Origin of the sequence: Neorhizobium populisoli (genome assembly GCF_019430945.1) — a bacterium.
GTDB lineage: Bacteria > Pseudomonadota > Alphaproteobacteria > Rhizobiales > Rhizobiaceae > Neorhizobium > Neorhizobium populisoli.
The window spans coordinates 106,409-128,228 of record NZ_JAHYCB010000003.1 but is presented as its reverse complement, the minus strand read 5'-3'; the positions used below and the strand labels follow the sequence as shown (position 1 = coordinate 128,228).

General features: G+C 60.8%; 23 protein-coding genes. 15 read left to right on the top strand and 8 right to left on the bottom strand.

Annotated features, from left to right (window positions below; translation table 11 throughout):
- Positions 1–265 precede the first annotated feature (265 nt).
- Both treY and treZ read right to left on the bottom strand, forming a co-directional pair.
- Positions 266–2,812 (bottom strand): malto-oligosyltrehalose synthase, encoded by a 2,547-nt coding sequence (gene treY, locus KX729_RS08425; protein ID WP_219741997.1) that lies wholly within the window; start codon positions 2,810–2,812, stop codon positions 266–268.
- The gene (gene treZ, locus KX729_RS08420; RefSeq protein WP_219741996.1) at positions 2,809–4,620 is read right to left on the bottom strand and encodes a malto-oligosyltrehalose trehalohydrolase; all 1,812 of its coding nucleotides are present in this window, start codon (positions 4,618–4,620) and stop codon (positions 2,809–2,811) included. Before treZ ends, treY begins: the two co-directional genes overlap by 4 nt.
- A 187-nt stretch (positions 4,621–4,807) precedes the next feature.
- On the opposite strand from treZ, the gene KX729_RS08415 reads away from it, so the two are divergent.
- From KX729_RS08415 to KX729_RS08375, 9 genes are all read left to right on the top strand, one after another.
- Positions 4,808–5,938: an acyl-CoA dehydrogenase family protein gene (locus tag KX729_RS08415; protein WP_219741995.1), complete on the top strand. Its 1,131-nt coding sequence runs from the start codon at positions 4,808–4,810 to the stop codon at positions 5,936–5,938.
- Positions 5,939–5,949: 11 nt separating this feature from the next.
- Positions 5,950–6,711: a 3-hydroxyacyl-CoA dehydrogenase gene (locus KX729_RS08410; protein WP_219741994.1), complete on the top strand. Its 762-nt coding sequence runs from the start codon at positions 5,950–5,952 to the stop codon at positions 6,709–6,711.
- A gap of 36 nt (positions 6,712–6,747) precedes the next feature.
- Positions 6,748–7,986: a 3-methyl-2-oxobutanoate dehydrogenase (2-methylpropanoyl-transferring) subunit alpha gene (locus KX729_RS08405; RefSeq protein WP_219741993.1), complete on the top strand. Its 1,239-nt coding sequence runs from the start codon at positions 6,748–6,750 to the stop codon at positions 7,984–7,986.
- Between the two features lie 285 nt (positions 7,987–8,271).
- Positions 8,272–9,285 carry an alpha-ketoacid dehydrogenase subunit beta gene (locus KX729_RS08400; RefSeq protein WP_219741992.1) on the top strand — a complete coding sequence of 338 codons (1,014 nt, stop codon included), beginning with the start codon at positions 8,272–8,274 and terminating at the stop codon, positions 9,283–9,285.
- Between the two features lies 1 nt (position 9,286).
- On the top strand, positions 9,287–10,636 hold the full coding sequence (locus KX729_RS08395) for a dihydrolipoamide acetyltransferase family protein (RefSeq protein WP_219741991.1): 1,350 nt from the start codon (positions 9,287–9,289) through the stop codon (positions 10,634–10,636).
- Between the two features lie 15 nt (positions 10,637–10,651).
- Positions 10,652–12,049: a dihydrolipoyl dehydrogenase gene (gene lpdA / locus KX729_RS08390; protein ID WP_219741990.1), complete on the top strand. Its 1,398-nt coding sequence runs from the start codon at positions 10,652–10,654 to the stop codon at positions 12,047–12,049.
- Between the two features lie 87 nt (positions 12,050–12,136).
- The gene (locus KX729_RS08385) at positions 12,137–12,493 is read left to right on the top strand and encodes a DUF4087 domain-containing protein (protein ID WP_219741989.1); all 357 of its coding nucleotides are present in this window, start codon (positions 12,137–12,139) and stop codon (positions 12,491–12,493) included.
- Positions 12,493–12,882 carry a cupin domain-containing protein gene (locus tag KX729_RS08380; RefSeq protein ID WP_219741988.1) on the top strand — a complete coding sequence of 130 codons (390 nt, stop codon included), beginning with the start codon at positions 12,493–12,495 and terminating at the stop codon, positions 12,880–12,882. The genes KX729_RS08385 and KX729_RS08380 overlap by 1 nt, the downstream gene beginning before the upstream one ends.
- Positions 12,883–13,039: 157 nt before the next feature.
- Positions 13,040–13,378 (top strand): hypothetical protein, encoded by a 339-nt coding sequence (locus KX729_RS08375; protein WP_219741987.1) that lies wholly within the window; start codon positions 13,040–13,042, stop codon positions 13,376–13,378.
- A gap of 179 nt (positions 13,379–13,557) precedes the next feature.
- Here the strand turns inward: KX729_RS08375 and KX729_RS08370 are convergent, their stop codons facing one another.
- The 3 genes from KX729_RS08370 to KX729_RS08360 form a co-directional block, all read right to left on the bottom strand.
- Complete coding sequence (locus tag KX729_RS08370) at positions 13,558–14,244, bottom strand: metallophosphoesterase family protein (RefSeq protein ID WP_219742518.1); 687 nt, start codon at positions 14,242–14,244, stop codon at positions 13,558–13,560.
- A gap of 80 nt (positions 14,245–14,324) precedes the next feature.
- Complete coding sequence (locus KX729_RS08365; protein WP_219742517.1) at positions 14,325–15,119, bottom strand: nucleotidyltransferase family protein; 795 nt, start codon at positions 15,117–15,119, stop codon at positions 14,325–14,327.
- 168 nt (positions 15,120–15,287) lie between these two features.
- Positions 15,288–15,512 (bottom strand): hypothetical protein, encoded by a 225-nt coding sequence (locus KX729_RS08360; RefSeq protein WP_219741986.1) that lies wholly within the window; start codon positions 15,510–15,512, stop codon positions 15,288–15,290.
- A gap of 145 nt (positions 15,513–15,657) precedes the next feature.
- Between KX729_RS08360 and KX729_RS08355 the strand changes: the two genes are divergently transcribed.
- Positions 15,658–15,846, top strand: a complete 189-nt coding sequence (locus KX729_RS08355; protein ID WP_219741985.1) for a DUF3008 family protein — start codon at positions 15,658–15,660, stop codon at positions 15,844–15,846.
- 107 nt (positions 15,847–15,953) lie between these two features.
- Positions 15,954–16,184, top strand: coding sequence for a hypothetical protein (locus KX729_RS08350; protein WP_219741984.1), 231 nt, complete (start codon positions 15,954–15,956; stop codon positions 16,182–16,184).
- A 311-nt stretch (positions 16,185–16,495) separates the two neighbouring features.
- Here KX729_RS08350 and hutX read toward each other — a convergent pair whose 3' ends face one another.
- Together hutX and hmuQ are read right to left on the bottom strand one after the other, a co-directional pair.
- Positions 16,496–17,020 carry a heme utilization cystosolic carrier protein HutX gene (gene hutX, locus KX729_RS08345; RefSeq protein WP_219741983.1) on the bottom strand — a complete coding sequence of 175 codons (525 nt, stop codon included), beginning with the start codon at positions 17,018–17,020 and terminating at the stop codon, positions 16,496–16,498.
- Positions 17,021–17,027: 7 nt separating this feature from the next.
- Positions 17,028–17,372 (bottom strand): heme-degrading protein HmuQ, encoded by a 345-nt coding sequence (gene hmuQ / locus KX729_RS08340; RefSeq protein WP_219741982.1) that lies wholly within the window; start codon positions 17,370–17,372, stop codon positions 17,028–17,030.
- A gap of 176 nt (positions 17,373–17,548) precedes the next feature.
- Here hmuQ and KX729_RS08335 point away from each other — a divergent pair, with 176 nt between their 5' ends.
- Genes KX729_RS08335 through KX729_RS08325 form a run of 3 tightly spaced genes read left to right on the top strand, consistent with a single transcriptional unit; the run spans position 17,549 to position 20,300 of the window.
- Positions 17,549–18,421, top strand: coding sequence for a heme/hemin ABC transporter substrate-binding protein (locus KX729_RS08335; protein ID WP_246617484.1), 873 nt, complete (start codon positions 17,549–17,551; stop codon positions 18,419–18,421).
- Entirely contained in the window at positions 18,421–19,509 is a 1,089-nt protein-coding gene (locus tag KX729_RS08330; protein ID WP_219741980.1) for a FecCD family ABC transporter permease, read from the top strand. Before KX729_RS08335 ends, KX729_RS08330 begins: the two co-directional genes overlap by 1 nt.
- A gap of 8 nt (positions 19,510–19,517) precedes the next feature.
- Positions 19,518–20,300, top strand: a complete 783-nt coding sequence (locus KX729_RS08325; protein ID WP_219742516.1) for a heme ABC transporter ATP-binding protein — start codon at positions 19,518–19,520, stop codon at positions 20,298–20,300.
- Here KX729_RS08325 and KX729_RS08320 read toward each other — a convergent pair whose 3' ends face one another.
- Entirely contained in the window at positions 20,301–20,663 is a 363-nt protein-coding gene (locus tag KX729_RS08320; RefSeq protein ID WP_219741979.1) for a YbaN family protein, read from the bottom strand.
- A 159-nt stretch (positions 20,664–20,822) separates the two neighbouring features.
- Between KX729_RS08320 and galE the strand changes: the two genes are divergently transcribed.
- Positions 20,823–21,812 (top strand): UDP-glucose 4-epimerase GalE, encoded by a 990-nt coding sequence (galE, locus tag KX729_RS08315; RefSeq protein ID WP_219741978.1) that lies wholly within the window; start codon positions 20,823–20,825, stop codon positions 21,810–21,812.
- Positions 21,813–21,820: the final 8 nt, after the last annotated feature.

Sequence of the window (21,820 nt, the reverse complement as noted above, 5' to 3'; positions counted from 1 at the left end):
GCGCGTTGTTTGTTCCAGAGCTAATTTTCCCGGAACTTTTCGGGCCTCCCGCCGTTCAAATTTACGACATTACAAGGAGAACGTCATGAACAGCATCGTTTGGTTGGTCGGCGCAGTCGTTATCGTCATCGCCGTTCTGAATCTCGTCGGATTCGCTTGATTTCATTTATAAAAAGCTCGGAACTTAAACTTCCGGCAGAGAATCAAAAGGCGCCGCTCCGGATGGAAGCGGCGCCTTTGTTTTGAGGTTGGCAGGAAGCTCGGATCACTCCGCGAGAAGCAGGGCGAAGGGGTGTTCGTTGAACACCCAGTTGACGGCAATCCGCTCCTTCGGGTCGATCACCTTTCCCGTGCAGATGTCCTTGTAGCGGCGATTGGCGAGGCGTGGCGGCAGGATGATCTCCGTCTCGGCCCAGCGCTCCTGCCGGGAAGGGGCAAGGCCGGCATGCAACGCGCTGAAGACAAGGCGCGGCGCCACCACGACCAGGGCCTCGTCATCCTCCATCGCCCGCGCATAAGCGACAATATTGCCGGCGCGTTTGCCAGCAATGGAAAGCGGAAGATAATCACCCTTTCGGAACAAGGTCGGCGCTTCCTGGCGCAGGCGCAGCAGAGTGGCGATAACGTGCTGCTTCAGGCGGCCGCTCTGCCATTCTTCCTCTTCGCCGGAGGCAAGCGTCTGCTTTTCCAGCAAGCGCTTCTGCAGCGTGCCGAAATCCGGCTCCCGGCGATTGTCAGGGTCGACGAGGCTGAAGTCGAGACCTTCGCTGCCCTGGTAGATATCAGGCACGCCGGGGGCGGTGAGCTTGATGATCGTCTGGGTGATGCCATTGACGAGGCCCGCTCGGGCCAAGGGACGGAGCGTATCAGCGAAATCGGCAAGGAATGCCTGATTGTCGGCAGATAGCATGTGGCGGGCGTAAGCGATGACGGCCTGTTCATACGCTTCGTTGCTATCGCCCCAATTGGTGCGCAGCTTTGCTTCCCGCAATGCCTTTTCGACATAGGCGATAAACCGCTCTTCGAGCGCTTTCAGGCCTTCCCGGTCTTCCGAGTGAAGGTCGACGGGCCAGACGCCCGCCAAGGCTTGGTAGAGCATCCACTCGACCGCCGGCTCGGGTGCGGGGCCGTCATCCAGGATGTTTACCGCGCTTCTGTTCACCGCCCGCCACCGGCTGACCGCGTCGCTCCAGATTTCCGGAGCTTCGGTTATGGCATAGAGGCGCGCACGGGCATCCTCTCCACGCTTGGTGTCGTGGGTCGATGTGCCGGAAAGCGCATCGGGCTGGCGCTCCAGGCGGGTTTGCATTTCCTGATGGAAGCGATCGAGCGAAAAGGCGCGTGGCAGCGGTTCGGCGCCGACTTCGTTCAGCGCCAGCGCCATGTGTTGGCGGAAGAACAGGGTGTCCTCGACCGATTTCGCCATCAACGGACCGGTCAGCTGCTGGAAACGGGTGAGGAAGACGGCCGCCGTGGCGGCAACGGAGGATTCCACATCGCCGGTCAGAATGCGCTCGAAAAATGCGAGCGCCGGTTCATCCGGTGAATTCGGCCCTCGACGGATTTTTTCCAGAACGGCAGCGAGCATTTGTCGGCCCTCCGGCGGCAGGCCCTGGCGGGTGCCGTATGTCCGATAGACCGGAAAGCCGATAAGCAATTCGCGCAGGGCCGCTTTCAGCGCATCTTCCGGCAAAGCCGAATCGCGATCTTCCGTCTGGCCGATCTGCCGCGCGAGTTTCAGCAGTGTTGCAACTTCGCCGGCGAAGTTCTTGTCCGCCATCAGCAATTTTGCCGCGCGCAGCTCGGTTTCCATATCGATCGGCTGGCCGGCGACCGTATCGTATGCGGCGCGCAGTTCATCCAGTTTCTCACCATCCACCAATGCGTCGCTGACGGCGGAAATGAATTCGTAGCCGGTGGTGCCGGAGATCGGCCAGTCGGCCGGGATATGTTCTCCTTCGCCGAGGATCTTTTCCACGGTGATGTAGCAGTCCGGTCCGGCCTCACGGCGCAGTTGCTCCAGATAGGCTTTCGGATCTGCAAGGCCGTCGACATGGTCGACGCGCAAGCCGTCCACAGCGCCGGAATGCACGAGTTCGAGGATGAGCTTATGCGTGTCGTCGAACACCGCTCCATCCTCGACGCGGATACCAGCAAGGCCGGTGATCTCGAAGAAGCGGCGATAGGAGAGGTCGCGCGGCGCATCCCGCCAGGACATCAGCCGGTAGTGCTGCTGTTCGTGCAGTTTGGCTATCGCTGCCTTGTCCGCAAGTTTGAGGACTTCGGCTTCTCGGCCCGAATAGGTCTCCGGATTGAGCGGATAGAAGGTTTCGTAATAGGCGAACGCCGGTCTGCCGGTTTTCGGATCGGGCTTCAACGAAATCTCGCCGGCCCCCAATACCGTCTCGAACGTGTCGCCAAGAAACGGGAGCGTCAGCTTGCGCGACCAGTCGATATCGAAATGGCGGGCGTAGCGGCTCTGTTCGCCGTGTTCGACGACATCGCGCCACCACAGGTTTTCCAGTGATGCCGCCATGTGGTTCGGCACGATATCGAGGATCAGGCCAAGCCCGGCAGCCTTGAGCGTTCTGGCCATGCGCTCGAAACCTTCGCGACCGCCGATCGACGGTTCGATCTCGTTGGCATCTGTCACGTCATAGCCGTGGGTGGAGCCGGTCGTGGCGGTGAAGATCGGCGAGGCATAGAGGTGGCTGATGCCGAGACGTTTCAGATAGGGCACCAGCTCCGCGGCGCGGTCGAAGGTCATGCCATTGCGGAACTGGATGCGATAGGTGGCGGTCGGGATGTTCATGCGGGCCTTCCGGAAACTTCGAGGCGGACAACGGTGGAGTTCGGCGGGAGGTCATGTGTCTTTTCAGGCCAGGCGAAGATAGTCTCGCCGGGCGCATCGGGAAGGGGCTGTGGTTTTTCGCCGATGTTGAGGGCCAGCGAGAGCCGGCCTTTCGGAAAGGTCCAGGAGACGGCGAGGAAGCCCTTATCCGTTTTCACCACCTTGCCGCTTTCGCCGCCGGCAGTGGCGAGTAGCGGGACGATATGCTTTTGACGGAGCGCCAGCAGGTCCTTCGTGAATTTCAGCCAGTCCTTGCCATCTTTCGAGTCCGGCTTTTGCCAATCAAGCGTGGAGACTTCGAAGGTCTTCTTTGCATTCGGATCGGGTACGCTTTCGCCCTCGTGACCTGCATGGCCCTGAAACTCCCGGGCCCGGCCTTCGCGCACGGCCTTGGCAAGATCACCGAGAAAATCGGTGAAGAACAGGAAGGGATTGGTCTCGCCATATTCCTCGCCCATGAACATCAGCGGGATATGTGGCGACAGAAGCAGCGTGGCGAGCAGGGCCTTGGTGCGATCGGCGCCGGCAAGTGAGATCAGCCGTTCGCCCTGTGCCCGGTTGCCCACCTGATCATGGTTCTGGATGAAGTCGACGAAAGCGACGGGCGGCTGGCCGGTGCTTTTGACACCGCGTTTTTCGCCTGTCTGAGGCGAGACCTCGCCCTGATAGGCAAACCCTTCGGCCAGCACACGAGCGACCAGTTTCTCAGGGTTTTTGGCGAAGTCCTTGTAATAGGCATGTGTTTCACCGGTCGCGAAAACATGCACGGCATTGTGGAGGTCGTCGTTCCATTCGGCGGTGAAGAGCGGCGCCGAGCCATCCCCATTGCGCGGATGCAGGAAGGTGATGTTGCGGGCGTCCTCTGTGGTCAGGTGGATCGGCCGGTCGGTGATCTCGGTGCGGATGCGCCTGGCGATCTCTTCGAGGACATGCTGTTCCGAACTATCCTCGATCTGGTCGATGGCATCGAAGCGCAGGCCGTCGAGCTGGAATTCCTCCAGCCAGTAGAGCGCGCATTCGCTGATATAGCGCCGAACCGGATCGACGTCATAGGCAATGCCGGCACCCCAGGGTGTCATGCGTTCCTTGTGGAAGAAATCGGGCGCCAGCAGTGGCAGGTAGTTTCCTTCCGGGCCAAAATGGTTAAGCACAATATCGAGCACGACGGAGAGGCCGAGCCCGTGGGCAGCATCGACGAAGGCCTTGAAATCCTCCGGCGCGCCATAGGCCGAATGAGGGGCGTAAAGCAGCACGCCGTCATAACCCCAGCCGCGCTTGCCGCCGAACTGGGCGAGCGGCAGGACCTCGATCATGGTGATGCCAAGGTCGGCCAGATAGGGCAACTTTTCGATCGCCGCGCGAAATGTACCCTCCGGGGTGAAGGTGCCGATATGCAGTTCATAAACGACCGTCTCCTCCCATGGCCGGCCCTGCCAGTCGGGGTGTTGCCAGTCGTAGCTGGTCGGGTCGATGACAAGGGAAGGGCCGTTCACATCGGCCTTCTGGGCGCGGGACGCAGGGTCCGGTACGACCATGCCGTTTGCGAGCACGTAATTGTATTCCGCGCCGGGCGAGACGCCTGTCGCCAGCAGTTCGAACCAGCCGTCATCACTGCGGGTCATTTCGGCATCTTTGCCGTCGAGGCGGAGCGTAACGGTTTCCTGCCCGGGCGCCCAGAGCCGGAACCGGACCTCGCCGGCCGCAACATATTCGGCCCCCCATGATTTTGGATAGACACGAAACTCGGCGGCGGCGCTCAAATCCGACATATGCTCATCTGTTCCTGCTGAAAGAGCCCGGCAAACGATCAAATCGCATTGTGGTTCCATGGTGCCGCTGCGACGAAATAAAATTGCTGGAACTCGCAATAAATAACAAGTTCGCGGGAGTGGCCCGCCGGCTGATCCGGCCCTAGATTAGTTGTCATGCATACGGTTTCGAGGAGGAGATCATTGCATGCTGACAGATGAGGAGGAGCTCATCCGCTCCACCGCCGCTGAGTTTTCCCGCGAGGTTTTGAAACCCGGTGCGGCTGCGCGCGAAAAGGCGCATGCGATCGAGCCGGACGTGCTGCGCCAACTCGGCGAACTCGGTTTTCTCGGGATGCGCACAGCCGAAGAATGGGGCGGCGTCGGCTGTTCCTACGTAGCTTATGCCTGTGCGCTGATGGAAATCGCTGCCGGTGACGGCGCCGTCTCGACGCTGGTCAGCGTCCACAATTCCCCCGTCTGCTCGCTCATCGATGCGCATGCGTCCGATGCCCAGAAGGAAATTTTTCTGCGGCCGCTCGCGGAAGGCCGGCATATCGGCGCGTTTGCGCTGACGGAAGCCGATACCGGTTCCGATGCGGCTGCGATCCGTACGCGGGCGACGAAGGACGGTAGCGATTACCTTATCAACGGCTCGAAGATGTTCATTACGTCCGGCAAGATCGCCGGGACGGTAATCATCTTTGCCGTCACCGATCCTTCCGCCGGTAAACGCGGCATTTCCGCTTTCGTGACCTCCACCGATGTTCCGGGTTTCTCCATCTCTAAGATCGAGGACAAGCTCGGGCAGAAGGCGTCCGACACTGCGGCATTGATGTTCGACAATCTGCGCATTCCTGAAAGCCAGCGCATCGGCGCGGAAGGGGCGGGGCTGAAGATCGCGCTGTCGGGTCTCGAAGCCGGCCGCATCGGCATTGCTGCGCAATGCGTCGGCATGGCGCAGGCAGCGTTCGACGTGGCGCTGACCTATGCCAAGGAGCGAAAGACCTTTGGGAAGATCCTGCTGGACCATCAGGCGATCGCCTTCCGGCTGGCCGATGCCAAGACGCAGATCGAGGCGGCGCGGCAGCTTGTTCTGCATGCGGCACGGCTGAAGGATCGCGGTGAGCCATGCCTCGACGAAGCCTGCATGGCAAAACTGTTCGCCTCAGAGATGGCCGAAAAGGTCTGCTCCGCGGCGATCCAGACGCTCGGCGGCTACGGCTATATTTCCGATTTCCCGGTCGAACGCATCTATCGCGATGTGCGGGTCTGCCAGATCTACGAGGGCACGTCCGATATCCAGAAGATCATCATCGCCCGCGGGCTGGCGAACTGAGGAGGAGCGGGATGCGGATCGAAGGCGGAAATTTTCTCGTCACCGGCGCAGCCTCCGGCCTTGGGCTCGCGACGGCTAAAATGCTTGTCCAAGCGGGCGGTAAGGTCGCTCTGCTCGACCTCGATGAAAAGAACGGGCCGGCACGGGCTGAAGAGCTTGGCGCGATTTTCGTGAAGACGGATGTGCGTAGCGGCGAGGCTGTCGAGCAGGCGGTTGCCAAGGCGGAAGCCACCAATGGGCCGATCCGCGGTGCGGTCTGCTGCGCCGGTATCGCGCCTTCGGAAAAGGTGCTCGGCAAGCAGGGTGTGCATGCGCTCGAAAGTTTTACCCGTGCGCTGGAGATCAACACGATCGGCACGTTCAATGTGATCCGGCTTGCGGCGCAGGCGATTGCGAAAACCGAGCCGAACGAGGAGGGCGAGCGCGGCGTGCTGGTCGCCACCGCATCGGTCGCGGCATTCGACGGACAGATCGGGCAGGCGGCCTATTCCGCCTCGAAAGCGGCTGTTGCCGGCATGACGTTGCCGATCGCCCGCGAACTGGCGCGCGACGGCATTCGCATGATGACGATCGCGCCCGGTATTTTCGAAACGCCGATGATGGCGGGTTTTTCCGACGAGGTGCGTGCTTCGCTCGGCAAGTCCGTACCGTTTCCGCCGAGGCTGGGACGCCCGGCGGAATATGCGCGGCTGGTGCGCGACATCATCGAAAACCCGATGCTGAACGGCGAAGTGATCCGCCTCGACGGGGCGTTGCGCATGGCTCCGCGTTGAGGCGCAAAATTCTCGGTTCTTTGGGAGGAGAAACGGATGACGGACAATATAACGGGACGACTTAGCCTGCATGTGCCGGAGCCGGAAGTACGGCCCGGCGGCAAGCCGGATTTTTCCAATGTGACGATCCCCGAAGCGGGTTCGGTGCGCCGACCGGAAGTGGATGAAGATCCGGAACAGATGCGCGATCTCGCCTTCTCGATCATCCGCGTCCTGAACAGGCAAGGCGAGGCGGTCGGCCCCTGGGCCGGGTCGCTGACCAATGACGAGCTGATGGAAGGCCTGCGGCACATGATGTTGCTGCGCGTCTTCGACCAGCGCATGCTGATGGCACAGCGGCAGGGCAAGACCTCGTTCTACATGCAGCATCTTGGTGAGGAGGCGGTCTCCTGCGCCTTCCGCAAAGCGCTTGTGCAGGGCGACATGAACTTTCCGACCTATCGGCAGGCGGGCCTGTTGATCGCCGGCGGATATCCGATGGTCGATATGATGAACGAGATCTATTCCAACGATGCCGACCCGCTGAAGGGCCGGCAGCTGCCGGTTCTCTACTCCTCCAAGGAATACGGCTTCTTCACGATCTCGGGCAATCTCGCCACACAATATATTCAGGCTGTTGGCTGGGCGATGGCATCCGCCATCAAGAACGATACCAAGATAGCTGCCGGCTGGATCGGCGACGGCGCGACGGCGGAGTCGGATTTCCATGCGGCGCTGGTGTTCGCCTCGACCTACCGGGCGCCGGTCATCCTCAACGTCGTCAACAATCAATGGGCCATTTCGACCTTCCAGGGGATTGCCCGCGGCGGCTCCGGTACGTTCGCGGCGCGGGGTCTCGGCTTCGGCCTGCCGTCATTGCGCGTGGATGGCAACGACTATCTCGCCGTGCATGCGGTCGCCAAATGGGCGGCGGAGCGGGCGCGGCGCAATATCGGGCCGACGCTGATCGAATATGTCACCTATCGCGTGGGGGCGCATTCGACCTCCGATGATCCTTCCGCCTATCGGCCGAAGGAGGAGTCGGAGGCTTGGCCTCTTGGCGATCCGGTCATCCGGTTGAAGAACCACCTCATTCAGGTCGGTGCCTGGAGCGAGGAGCGGCATGTACAGATGGAGGCGGAAATCCGCGATACCGTCGTCGCTGCCCAGAAGGAGGCGGAGAAGCACGGCACGCTGCATTCCGGCGGGCGGCCTTCGATGCGGGATATGTTTGAGGGCGTCTATGCGGAGATGCCGCCGCATCTGAAGCGGCAGCGGCAGCAGGCGGGGGTTTGAGCGGATGGAGATGATCAATATGCACGCCTCGTCCGCACCTACTATGGCTGATTGGAACGACAGGTCGCGCCTCCTGCCGATCTCCCCCCTTGAGGGGGAGATGCCCGGCAGGGCAGAGGGGGGTAATGCTCCCACATATTCGGCCGCTGCGTTTGCTGAACCCTCGCCACCCCCCTCTGTCGCCTTCGGCGACATCTCCCCCTCAAGGGGGGAGATTATTGGGAGTTCGCCGCACCGACCGAATCCCATCCGCGAAGCTCGTTCTATTCGCAAGGAGGCCTCCCCATGCCACGCATGACGATGATCGAGGCGATCCGCAGTGCCATGGACGTTTCCATGGAGCATGACGACGACGTGGTCGTGTTCGGCGAAGATGTCGGTTATTTCGGTGGCGTTTTCCGCTCCACACAAGGCCTGCAGCAGAAATACGGAAAGACGCGCTGTTTCGATGTGCCGATCAACGAATCCGGCATTGTCGGTGCTGCGATCGGCATGGCGGCCTATGGGCTGAAACCCTGCGTCGAAATCCAGTTCGCCGATTACATGTATCCGGCCTATGACCAGCTGACCCAGGAAGCGGCGCGGCTGCGTTACCGCTCGAATGGCGATTTCACCTGCCCGGTGACGATCCGCATGCCGACCGGCGGCGGGATTTTCGGCGGGCAGACGCATAGCCAGAGCCCTGAGGCGCTGTTCACCCATGTCTGCGGGCTGCAGGTCGTGGTGCCGTCCAATCCTTATGATGCCAAGGGCTTGCTAATAGCCTCGATCGAGAACCCGGACCCGGTGATCTTCCTGGAGCCGAAGCGGCTTTATAATGGGCCGTTCGACGGACACCATGACAAGCCGGTGACGTCTTGGGCCGCGCATCCGCTCGGCGAAGTTCCGGCGGAATATTTCACCGTGCCATTAGGCAAGGCGGTCGTGCGTCGGCCGGGTTCGGCGGTGACGGTGCTGGCCTATGGCACGATGGTGCATGTGGCGGAAGCCACGGCGGAGGAGACGGGCATCGATGCCGAGGTGATCGACCTTCGCACGCTTCTTCCGCTCGATCTGGAGACGATCGTTGCCTCGGTGAAGAAAACCGGGCGCTGCATGGTGGTGCATGAGGCGACGCTGACATCCGGTTTCGGAGCGGAACTGGCGGCGCTGGTGCAGGAGCATTGTTTCTACCACCTCGAGGCGCCGATCGTGCGGGTTGCCGGCTGGGACACGCCTTATCCGCATGCGCAGGAATGGGATTATTTCCCGGGACCGGCGCGTGTCGGCCGGGCATTGCGCGAAATGATGGAGGCTTGAGATGGGCGAAAAGATCATCAAGCTGCCGGATGTCGGCGAAGGTGTTGCTGAGGCCGAACTTGTCGAATGGCATGTGAAGGTCGGCGATATCGTGCGGGAAGACATGGTGCTCGCCGCCGTGATGACCGGCAAGGCGACGGTCGAAATTCCTTCGCCGGTGGAAGGCGAAGTGACCTTCCGGCATGGCGAGATCGGCGACGTGATCGCGACGGGAACCGTGATCCTGAAGATCAGGGTCGCGGGCGAGGACGGAGAAAGCGAGGCGGAGCCGCATGTCGAGGTGCCGCCGCAGGCTTCGGCATCACAATCCGTCCCGTCCTCTTCCCCTGAAGTTAAAGGGCAATCCGAACCGGTTGCCGAGCGGTCGAAGCCGGAACCAGTCCAGAGCACGGCGGCACAGGCGGCCCCGGCAAAATCTGCTGCCACGTCCGGTTCCGGCAGAGGCAGTGTTACAGGGCAAGGCGTGCCGCGTGCGGAAGGTGAAAAGCCGCTTGCGACGCCCGCCGTACGTCTTCGCGCCAAAGATGCCGGCATCGATCTGCGGCAGGTGTCTGGCTCAGGCCCGGCGGGCCGCATTACCCATGAGGACCTCGATACCTTCCTGAGCCGCGATAGCGGTGGGGCGGTCGTAGCAGGCTTGCAGCCGAACAAAAGCGTCAACGAGGTCAAGGTCGTCGGCCTTCGCCGCCGGATCGCCGAGAAGATGGCGCTTGCCAAGTCGCGCATCCCCCACATCACTTATGTGGAGGAAGTGGACATGACCGCGCTGGAAGAGTTGCGTGGCCGCATGAACGGCACGCAAAAACCCGGTCGCCCGAAGCTCACCATCCTGCCCTTTCTGATGCGAGCCATAGTGAAGGCGATCGCCGAGCAGCCGGGCATCAATGCGATCTATGACGACGAAGCAGGTATCATCCGTCAGTTCGGCGGCGTGCATATCGGCATTGCGGCACAGACGCCTTCGGGGCTGGTCGTGCCCGTAGTGAAGCACGCTGAGGCGCGCGATATTTTCGACTGCGCCCGCGAGGTGGCTCGGCTTTCCGATGCTGCGAAGAGCGGCACAGCCCAGCGGGAGGAGCTTTCCGGATCGACGATAACCATTTCATCGCTCGGCGCTATGGGCGGCATCGTCTCGACGCCGGTCATCAACCATCCGGAAGTGGCGATCATCGGCGTCAACAAGATGGCGATCCGGCCGCATTGGGACGGCACGCAGTTCGTGCCGCGCAAGATGATGAACCTGTCTTCCAGCTTCGACCACCGGGTGATCGATGGCTGGGATGCGGCGACTTTCGTGCAGCGGCTGAAGTCGCTCTTGGAAACGCCGGCGCTGATATTCGTAGACGAGTGAGGTGAAAGAAAAACAATGAAAGAGATCACCTGCAAACTTCTCGTCATCGGGGCCGGTCCGGGGGGCTATATCTGCGCCATCCGGGCCGGCCAGCTGGGGGTGGATACGGTCATCGTCGAAATGGCGAAGCCCGGCGGCACCTGCCTCAATATCGGCTGTATCCCGTCCAAGGCGCTGATCCATGCGGCGGACGATTTTCACAAAACGGTGGCGATGGCGGCGGGCAAGAATGCCATGGGCATTCGTGCCGAAAACCCGAAGATCGATCTCGCCAAAAACATGGCCTGGAAGGACGGCATTACCGGTCGGCTGACCAATGGCGTCTCGGGCCTGCTTAAGAAGGCCGGCGTGAAAATCGTCGTTGGTCGGGCAAAATTCCGCGATGGCAAGACGGTGGCGGTGGAGACCGAGACCGGCGAACAGATCATCCGCGCGGAAAACATCGTCATCGCCACCGGCTCAGTGCCGGTCGATCTGCCGGCGCTGCCGTTCGGCGGCAAGGTGATTTCGTCGACGGGGGCGCTATCGCTTTCCGAGGTGCCGCAAAAGTTGGCTGTCGTGGGCGCGGGTTATATCGGCCTCGAACTCGGCATGGCCTTCGCCAAGCTCGGTTCCAAGGTGACGATCGTCGAAGCGCTCGATCGCATCCTTCCGCTCTACGATACGTCGCTGACGCAGCCGGTTTCCAAGCGGCTTGCCGCACTCGGCATCGAAGTTCTGCTCGGGACCAAGGTCAAAGGCATGTCCTCCAACGGCGACGCCCTGCTGGCGGAAACCGGCGAAGGCGAGGAAAAGCGCATCGCCGCCGACAAGGTGCTGGTGACCATCGGCCGCAAGCCGTTGACGGAGGGCTGGGGCCGCGAGGAACTGGAACTCGACATGGTCGGTCGTTTCCTCAGGATCGATGAACAATGCCGCACCTCCATGCGCGGCATATACGCGATCGGCGACGTCACAGGCGAACCAATGCTGGCGCACAGGGCTATGGCGCAGGGCGAGATGGTGGCCGAGATCGTTTCCGGCAAGCGCCGCTCCTGGGACAAGCGGGCGATACCGGCCGTGTGCTTCACCGATCCGGAAATCGTCTCGGTGGGATTGTCGCCGGACGAGGCGCGGGCGGGTGGGCGCGAGGTCAAGATCGGTCAGTTTCCGTTTGCCGCAAACGGGCGGGCGATGACGCTATCATCGGAAGAGGGGTTCGTGCGCGTCGTGGCACGGGCGGACAATCATCTGGTGCTTGGAATCCAGGCGGTCGGGGCAGGGGTGTCGGAGCTCTCCGCCGCCTTCACGCTGGCGGTCGAGATGGGCGCGCGGCTGGAGGACATTGCCGGGACGATCCATGCGCATCCGACGCAATCGGAAGGGTTTGCGGAGGCGGCGATGAAGGCGCTGGGGCATGCGTTGCATGTATGAGCCAACCCGGTCTCAGACGTCGAATTGCGACGCGATATAGACAAGCGGCGACCCCGCGGCATACTGGCGTTTTTCATGGAGGCATCGATGAAGCGGTGGATTGCCACAGGGCTTGTATTGGCGACGATACCGACAACGGTTCTTGCCGAAAACCGTTGCGGCTGGCTGATCAATCCGACACCCCGGAACTGGACCCTGGTCGATGCGGAGAACGAATGGACCATCATGGTTCAAGGCGGGTATTCGGCCAAGGGCATGGACAAGATCAGGGATATGGCCGAGGGCGAATATGTCCGCATGAATTACAGCCATGGTTATGCATGCTTCTGCATGAATGTCTCGACCAGCAAGGATGGCGGCATCACCCAGATTTATTCATCTCGCCAATTGTCGTTGTCGACATGCAGGCGCGATCCAGCTCTCTCCGAGCCGGGAGACGGCTGATGAAATGCCTGCGCATCTACGCCACTCCAGACGGTGAGTCGCATTTTGGCGAAATTGAATTGCCGACGACCAAGAGGTCGGTACACCCTGATGCTGCGCCGTTTGACGTCACCGCCAGTTATCTGGCTTCCCGCGTCCGTTTAACTCACATTCCGGCTGGCATGCGAGAGGTTGCCTGGCACACGGTGCCGGAACCCGTGCTTACTGTCAGGCTGAATGGCTCGGTTGAATACGAGACGAGTGATGGAGACGTGCGTTACGTTCAGGCTGGCAGCTTTGTGCTGGTTGAAGACACGCACGGCAAGGGACATTTGTCACGTCACTCTCCAGAACCGCAAACGGTCATTTGGATATCACTTCCGAACGGACTCGATCTGCCGTCGATGTAGTCGGTTTGGTACGTTACCGCACCTCAAGAAGAGGCCTGCCCGCCGGCTTATTGAGGTGCAAGGCGACACTCTAGACTGGAGCGCCGTCGGGCAGGTGTTGCATCTCTAAATGGTATATGTCTTTGTCCCGCTGATCAGTGGACCGAGGAAAGAGACGATGGCGGCATCTGTGGGACATGCGACGCGTCAGGCTCCGTTGCCGGAGGTGATGCAGGGGCGCTGGGTTGCTGCTGATGATCCGTCCAGCGAACTGATCATCGAAGGCGGCGAAATCACCTGTTATGGAGCCCGCGTCGAATATGATTACAAGGAGATCAGCACCGTTGATGATGTGCCGGTGGTCAATCTGAAGGTTTTGGACCCGGCAAAAGAAGACGACTTTCAACGCGCCAACATCGTCGGCTTGGCATTCCCGCCCGGTGGCATCCTGCACGTCTGGAACGTCAAGTCCGGCGATGAGTTCGTGCGCCCTGGCCAGTTGCTGGAACAGGAGTAAGGACGAAACCATCCAGCCCAATCGGATGCGGTAGGCTGGACTAGGCTGCCGCGATTGGCTAGGTCGTCAATCAGTGACATCAGCATGCGGCGCCGCGCCGCTTATGGCGTCGTGAATTACGACACGATTGTTGATGCGATCACCGCGTCTTGGCGAAATATGATTGGTTAGGCAGCGGCCTACAACTCCAGCAGTGCATACGGTTTGCCCGTCGGCTTCTCGATATGCGAGGCGACGTTGTAGACAGGCGCCCCGCCGGGGGTTTTGCCTTCATATTTGCCACGGTGAGCATGGCCGTGGACGACTGCCTTGACGGGGAATCGATCGATGGTTTCCGCAAGACGCGACGATCCCAGGAACGGAAAAATTTCCTCCGGCTCACCTTCCACTGTTTCGCGGATCGGCGCGTAGTGCAACACCACCATGGCCCGCTCCGAACGAACCTGCCGAAGCGCGTTTTCGAGCCGCATGGTTTCCTCGACGCTTTCCGTCACCATGGCCTTGATTGCCGGTTCGCCGAAGGAACCGAGCATGTGGCGGCCAAAACCACCGGCAAAGCCCTTGGCGCCGGCGAAACCGACGCCGTTGATCTCGACCGCCTGGCCCTCCAACAGATGGACGCCGGCTTCCTTCAGGATGTGGGTGACTTCCTCGACGCAGCCGCATTCGTAGTCGTGATTGCCGAGCACGCCGACGATCGGGATGGAGCAGGACCGTAGATCGGCGGCCAGCAGTTCAGCTTCCTTGACCTTGCCGAGGTCGGTTAGGTCTCCGGTCAGTACAAGGATGTCGGCGGCCTGCGAAATCTCGGTGAAAAGGTCCTTATAGGAAGTCGTGCCGTGTTCCTTCACGTGCAGGTCTCCCATGGCGGCAATCTTCGCCTTGCCGGTTACCTTCTTTGGTTCAGCCTTGCTGGTTTCCTTATTTACCTTTTCCGGTGCCTTGCTCACGCCGAGCCTCCTTTTGCAATTTCTTCTTCCGCGCCCTCGCGCAGATCGCCTTCACCGCCCACGTCGGCAAAGCCCCATTCCTTTACGTCGATTTCGAAATCCACCCGGCTGAACATGCGGCCGCGGCAGATTTTCATCTGGGGCAGGGGTAGCTCGCGCTGTGCCTTCAGGCGGTCGAGCAACTCGTCCAACAGCCAGTCCGGTACCTTGTCGCGCTCGGTCGGATAGATCCAGCGGAAGTTCAGGAGATGGATCAGAAGCACTTCCCAATGCACTTCCATATGGTTCAGCAACCGTTCCCAGTCGACCTGGTCATGCGCGCGCAGGATCATATGGACGATGTCGCCGCCATCGTAACGATGGCGAAGCTGCACGAAGCATTTCGACCAGATGAGCTCGGTCGGGGCGATGATGCGCACTTTATGGCCGTTCATCTCGATCTGACGGGCATTTTCGAACCAGCTATCGCTGATCGGCATGGTGCCGTTCGAGGCAGCGAAGATGACGTCGAAGAAGTGCTTGCCCTTCTTTACCTTGCCCAACCAACGGTCGTCCTCCACCTCGATCTCATAACCCTTTTCCTTGAAATGGGCGAGGATGCGGGCGTAGTCGCCGGCCTTGCAGAATATGTCGAGATCCTTGGTCTGGCGGGTAATGCCCGTATAGGCACTGATCGCGAACGTGCCAGCAAGCAGAAACGGGATATGGCAGGCGACCAAATCTTCCAATGCTTGGGCGACGAAGGCTTCGGAATCGGCATCGGCGAGATACGGGGCGGCCTTCACCTCCATGCCTGGCATGGTGTCGATGGGGTGGGTTGCCTTTTCCCGCGACGGCTTTGGCGCAAGGTTCTGGGCGGTGTTCACGTCGGCATTCATCGAGCTTCTCCGAATGTCTGTCGGCGCGGAAAATAGAGGGATGGGCCGGAGGTTGATGCTTCCGGCCGCTCTCTGCCGGTTTCAGCGCTCGGGATTGTCGGCATTTGCCATCGGGCTGGCACGGCCATCCGGCTGGTCGCCGTCTTGGCGCTGTTCGCGGTCCTCAAGATCGGTCTTTACCAGAAACGTGTCGATATTGCCGAGGCGTGCAGCTTCTTTCAGCGCTTCCGGGTTTGTCGTGTCGAGCTGTTCGTGCTCGCTGTCATTCAGTCGTTCTTCGGGTTTGGTCTTGCGCATCTCGGCCATGTCAGTGGTCCTTTCTTTTTCGGCATCACCGCGTGACGCCGTTGGAGAGAAACCCCCGGAGAGGCTGGGAAGTTCCGTTCACCACATCCGGAACCAAATCCATGCGGCTTTGTTGGATTTGCAGATGTTCAGAAGGAGGCACTTCATGCCGGCAAAATCAAAGGCACAGCAGAAGGCCGCAGGTGCGGCTCTTGCTGCCAAGCGTGGCGACATCAAGAAGAGTGAGTTGAAAGGCGCCTCAAAGGGGATGGAAAAATCCATGAGCGAAAAGCAGCTCGAAGACTTCGCTTCCACGAAGCGCAAGGGCAAGCCGGAGCATGCCCCGCATCACTGACTGACTTCAGCCTCCGGTCCGACCCCGGAACTTCCCGGAAAGGCGAGCGTTTGTTCAAACGCTTGCCTTTTTCGTGAAACTGCAGCCGGAAGATATGGGAGGAAGACATGCCGCCGGAAGAGCTTGACGCGACGCTGACCGCGCTGCCGCTGAGGATTGGCGTCTACATTCCCGACGATCTGATGGAGGACTGGTTTGCGCCCGGCACCGGCATGAAGCCAGTCAGCGATATCGCCGTGAAAGCGGCGGAAGCCTATGGCCGCAAGTTCGAATGCGAATTCAAATATTATCCGGAACGGATGGAAGGCGTGTTCTGGAAATGGGTGCCGGCCATGTAAAGCCGTTTAAGCATGCCAGCGGATTTGGGGAGGGGTCGAGGAGGCGCCGTGCGCTTCAAAGATCAATTGCTCTTCGCCGCAAGTGCAATGGACCGGTCCGCCTTTCAGCACAGCGGCGCCTCTCTCAATGGTACAACCGGGAGCGCGACATGTGGCTGAAACGTTCAAACGTCAGCCGCCGGCCAGTTCCACAGGGTCTGCCATTAGGGGTAAACGGGCAGTCTTCGAATTGGTTCCGAGAAAAACGTGATTCGGCCGAATATTTTTTGGCCGGATCACCAAAGCTCACACGAGGTATCCGAAGATCTCCCTCAAAGGGTGGCGTAACGACCGCGCAACGCCTCGAACTTGGCCAATTGCTCTCCGATCAATTCGCGGTTCTCGTCGCGCTTGACGAAGACCTTGAACATGGCGGAGCCCTTTCCGTTCATGAACCAGATCGAGCAGGAGCGACGGCCGTGGAAGGCGCGGTCGACGAAGGTGACCGACGCGCAATTGTCCTTCTTGATATGACCGCCGATCGGGCTGTCGCCATGAATGTTGAACCAGCCATGGCTTTCCGAACCGGCCGGAAGAGTACCGTCGATCTCGGCGACCACATCCTCGGTATGGACGAGGAAAAGGACGATGCCCCATGTGGTCAGCTCGTTCCAGATATCCAGAAAATGTTCCTTGCCGGCAATCACGGCAGCGCCTTGCGGCAGAATTTCCAGAATTTCGGCCGGCGTCACGTCGGCATTCGAAGCGATGGCTTCGACGATGCCGTCCGGTTTTTCGGCAAGGGCTGCGAGCGCCCGCTCGCGACGCTCTGGCTTGATGTCGGCAACAGCGTTCATCGCGGCCTCACGCAGCGTCGGCGCGTACGCCGTTCTTGTCTTCGTGAATGATCACTTCGAAACCTTCGAAATGCGGGCCGGACAGATATTCGACCTTGCCGCGGTTCTCGCCGGCCTTCGCGTGGGCGGCACGGAACTGTTCGGATTTCGTCCAGGCCTGAAAATCTTCGAAGGTTTCCCAGACGGTATGCGAGGCATACAGAGCGTGATCTTCGGCCTTGGGGCCTTTCAGCATGTGGAATTCGACATAGCCCGGCAGTTCCGCAAGGCGGCCCTGGCGGCTGCGCCAGATAGCTTCGAACGCCTCTTCATAACCCGGCACCACGCGGAATCGGTTCATCGCGATATACATAAATTCATCCCTCACTAAAGTTTCATTTTCGGCTCAAGATATCTGTGGCCGGGTGTCTTGAAAAGCCGAAAAAACTTGCGTAGTCAACTCAAGTTATCGGCGGGCGCCAGCGATCTTCGATCTGCAGTCTGCGCGTTCGCCTGGGCAATAAAGGGGCATGGATCATGGGATTTTCGATGACGTTTCGCGTTTTTTTGACCGTCGCTTTGTTCGGCGCCGGCCTCGTTGCAGGCTCTGCGGCGGCGGCGGACAAGGGTAATCCGGACGCCAAGCGCATCGTCTCGATCGGCGGCACGGTCACCGAAATCCTATATGCTCTCGGTGCGGAAGATCGCATCGTGGCCCGCGACTCCACCAGTTTCTACCCGGATGCCGCCAATGCCAAGCCGGATGTCGGTTACATGCGGGCGCTTTCGGCAGAAGGCATTCTCGGCCAGAAGCCGGATCTCATCCTGATGGAAGAGGGTTCCGGTCCGCCGCCGGTGCTGGAAATCCTCAAGGCCAGCGAAGTGCCGATGGTCGTCGTGCCGACGCCGCCTGATGCCACCAAGATCGGCCAGAAGATCCGCGATGTCGGCGCGGCTGTTGGCCTTTCCGACAAGGCAGCGGCGTTGGCCGCCAAGACGGACGATGACTTGAAAAAGCTTGCGGCCGATGTGGCGAAAATTCCGGGGCCGAAGAAGAAGGTTCTGTTCGTCCTGTCGCTGTCCAACAACCGTGTCATGGCCGGCGGTGCCGGAACCGAAGCAGGCGCGGTGATCGAGATGGCGGGCGGCATCAATGCTGCGCCGACGATCAACGGTTACAAGCCACTTTCGGATGAGGCGGTGATCGCGGCACAGCCGGATGTCGTGCTGTCGATGTCGCGCGGCGATCATTCCATCACGCCGGAACAGGCCTTTGCATTGCCGTCGATGCAGACGACGCCGGCTGCTGCCAACAAGGCGCTGATTTCCATGGATGGCCTGCTGCTGCTCGGTTTTGGCCCGCGCACGCCGGAGGCTGCCCGCTCGCTCGCCGCGCAGATCTATCCTGGGGCGGTCAACTGATGATGAAGGCGCTGGCCATGCCTTTCCGCGCCTCGGACGATGGGGACCGGACGCGCCAAGGCGCGGCAACGCTCGTGCTGCTGGCAGTGCTGCTCTTCATCGCTTGCCTGATCTCGCTGGGCGTCGGGCCGACGGGCGTGGGTCTGAAGGACCTCTGGGCCTATGCGACGGGTCACAGCGCCAGCCTTACGACGCAGGAGCGGGTGATCCTCGAAGCGGTGCGGCTGCCGCGCACCGCGCTCGGCCTGCTGGTCGGTGCGGGGCTTGCCGTATCAGGCGCTATGATGCAGGGGCTTTTCCGCAATCCGCTGGCCGATCCCGGCATCGTCGGCGTGACCTCGGGCGCCAGTCTTGCCGCGGTGACCGCTATCGTTCTCGGAGGAACCGTGCTGTCGCCGATGGCGCTGTTTTTCGGGAATTATTTCCTGCCGCTGATGGCGTTTTTCGGTGGCCTGCTCAACACATGGCTGCTCTACATGATCGCCATGCGTGCCGGGCGCACATCCACCACGGCGCTGATCCTTTCCGGCATCGCCATCGGCGCGCTGACGGCCGCCATGACCGGATTGCTGATCTTCATGGCCGATGACCGGCAGCTGCGCGATATCACCTTCTGGAGCTTGGGATCACTCGGCGGCGCGACCTTCGGGCGCGTCAGCTCGATCCTGCCTTTCGTCCTGGTCGTGCTTGCCATCATGCCCTTCGTGGCGCGCGGGTTGGATGCGCTGATCCTTGGCGATGCGGCAGCCTTCCACATGGGCATTCCGGTGCAGCGCCTGAAAAAGATCGTCATCGTCGCCGTGGCTGCGGCCTGCGGCGCGTCGGTTGCTGTCGCCGGTTCGATCGGCTTTGTCGGCATCGTCGTGCCGCATCTGCTGCGGCTGACCATGGGTCCGTCGCATCGTTTCCTGTTGCCGGGCTCGGCGCTGGGAGGCGGGGCATTGCTATTGATCGCTGACAGCGTGGCCCGAACGGTGGCGGCACCGGCCGAATTGCCGATCGGCGTCATCACCGCGCTGTTCGGCGCGCCGATTTTCCTCCTCCTGCTGCTCGGCAGGAACGGAATCGGCATGAGGGATGTGCAATGAGCGATGCGATGATCTCCGCTACGCATATCACTGTCGTGCGTTCTGGCCGTAAGCTCCTCGACAATGTCGGTGTCGATCTGGAGCCCGGCAAGTTCACGGTGGTGATCGGCCCGAATGGCGCCGGCAAGTCGACGCTGATGAAGGTGCTGTCAGGCGAAATGACGGCGGATATCGGCCACGTTTCCTACTACGGCACGAGCGTCGATCTTTGCCAGCCGGTCGATCTCGCCAAGCGCCGGGCTGTTCTGCCACAGGCAACGCAGCTTGCCTTTCCCTTCACTGCGCTGGAAATCGCCCGAATGGGCGCGGTCGCACACGGCGCGCTCAATCCAACTGAGGAAGGGCGCAAGGCTTTGTCGCGTGTGGGTTTGCGCGGCTTCGAGAGCCGGCCCTATCCGTCATTGTCAGGCGGCGAACAGCAGCGGGTGCAGTTTGCCCGCGCGCTGGCGCAGGTGCCGCAGCCCGTCGCGGACGGTCTGCCGCGGGCTCTGTTCCTGGACGAGCCGACGGCAAGCCTCGATCTTGGCCATCAGATTTCTGTGCTGGAGATTGCCCGGGATTTTGCATCCGCCGGCGGCATCGTGCTCGCCATTCTGCACGACCTCAATCTCGCAGCCGAATTCGCCGACCATCTCGTCGTGCTGAACCACGGACGGGTGGTAGCGGAAGGTCCATGCGCCGATACCGTCAATGACGACATCATCTCTGCCGTCTATGGCATTGCCGGTACCGTTGGCCGCTTGCCGGCCGCGCATATCCCGTATGTTCTGCCGCAATCGCGGCATCGCTGATCAGGCGCCGGGCTCCGGCCGTGTGACAACGAAGATCGCCGGGCCGATCATCAATGCCGCAACCAGCACCGCCCTCCAGAAGGGCGGCGAGGTGCCTAACCAGAAGATCGCATAGCTGATCGACATCATCACTACCGCGGCGATCTTGGCGCGGCGCGGAATGGCGCCGTGTTTGCGCCAGTTCTGCAGCGTTGGCCCGAATTTCGGATGGTTCATCAGCCAGGATTCGAGCTTCGGCGACGAACGCGCGAAACAGGCGACGGCGAGCAACAGAAAAGGGGTTGTCGGCAGTACCGGCAAAAACGCTCCAACGATGCCGAGCGCGACGAAAAACCAGCCGAGACAAAGGAAAAGCAGACGCATGAAAGGCCCATCAAATACCTGAGCATGATAGACAGGTTCGAAGAAAACGTCTTCGAAAAATATCAGGCTGCGGCTATTAACTCCATCTGAAGCCCGGTCTTCCCATTTGCCTTTCGACGGCTATATTGCCGCCCAAGTCAACGGCCTCCAGGAGATACCGTGTCGAAGAAGAAAGTGCTTGTCGTCGGCGGGGCCGGCTATATCGGGTCCCATACATCTCTGGTGCTGGCGGAAAGGGGCTATGAGCCCATCGTCTTCGACAATCTTTCCAATGGTCATGCGGAGTTCGTTCGATGGGGCGAGCTGGAGCAGGGAGATATCCGCGATCGCGCACGGCTCGATGAAGTGTTCGCCAAGCACAAGCCGGATGCGGTTCTGCATTTCGCAGCGCTGATCGAAGTGGGTGAATCGGTCAAGAACCCGGTCAGCTTCTACGACAACAATGTCATCGGCGCGCTGACGCTGCTGTCGGCAGCGATCGATGCCGGCGTAAAGGCTTTCGTGTTTTCGTCCACCTGCGCGACCTATGGTCTGCCGGACCGGGTACCGATGGACGAGACGCATAAGCAGGCGCCGATCAATCCCTACGGCCGCACCAAGTTCATCATCGAGCAGGCGCTGAAGGATTATGGCACCTACAAAGACCTGAAGTCGGTGATGCTGCGCTATTTCAACGCCGCCGGTGCCGATTTCGAGGGCCGGATCGGTGAGTGGCATACGCCGGAAACGCACGCGATTCCGCTGGCGATCGAAGCCGCTCTCGGCCGTCGCCAGGGTTTCAAGGTTTTCGGTGACGATTACGACACCCGCGACGGCACCTGCGTGCGCGACTATATCCATGTGCTCGACTTGGCCGATGCGCATGTGCGGGCGGTCGATTATTTGCTGGCCGGCGGCGAGACGGTCGAGCTCAATCTGGGTACGGGAACCGGCACGACAGTGAAGGAATTGCTGGCGGCGATTTCCGACGTTTCGGGCAAGCCGTTTCCGGTTGAATATGTCGGCCGGCGCGAGGGCGATTCCACCTCGCTGGTCGCCAATAACGACAAGGCGCGGGAAGTGCTTGGCTGGGAGCCGCAATATTCGCTCTCCGACATTATCCGCTCGGCCTGGGACTGGCACTCGCGTTCCAACCACGTGCTGCAATAGGGAATAGA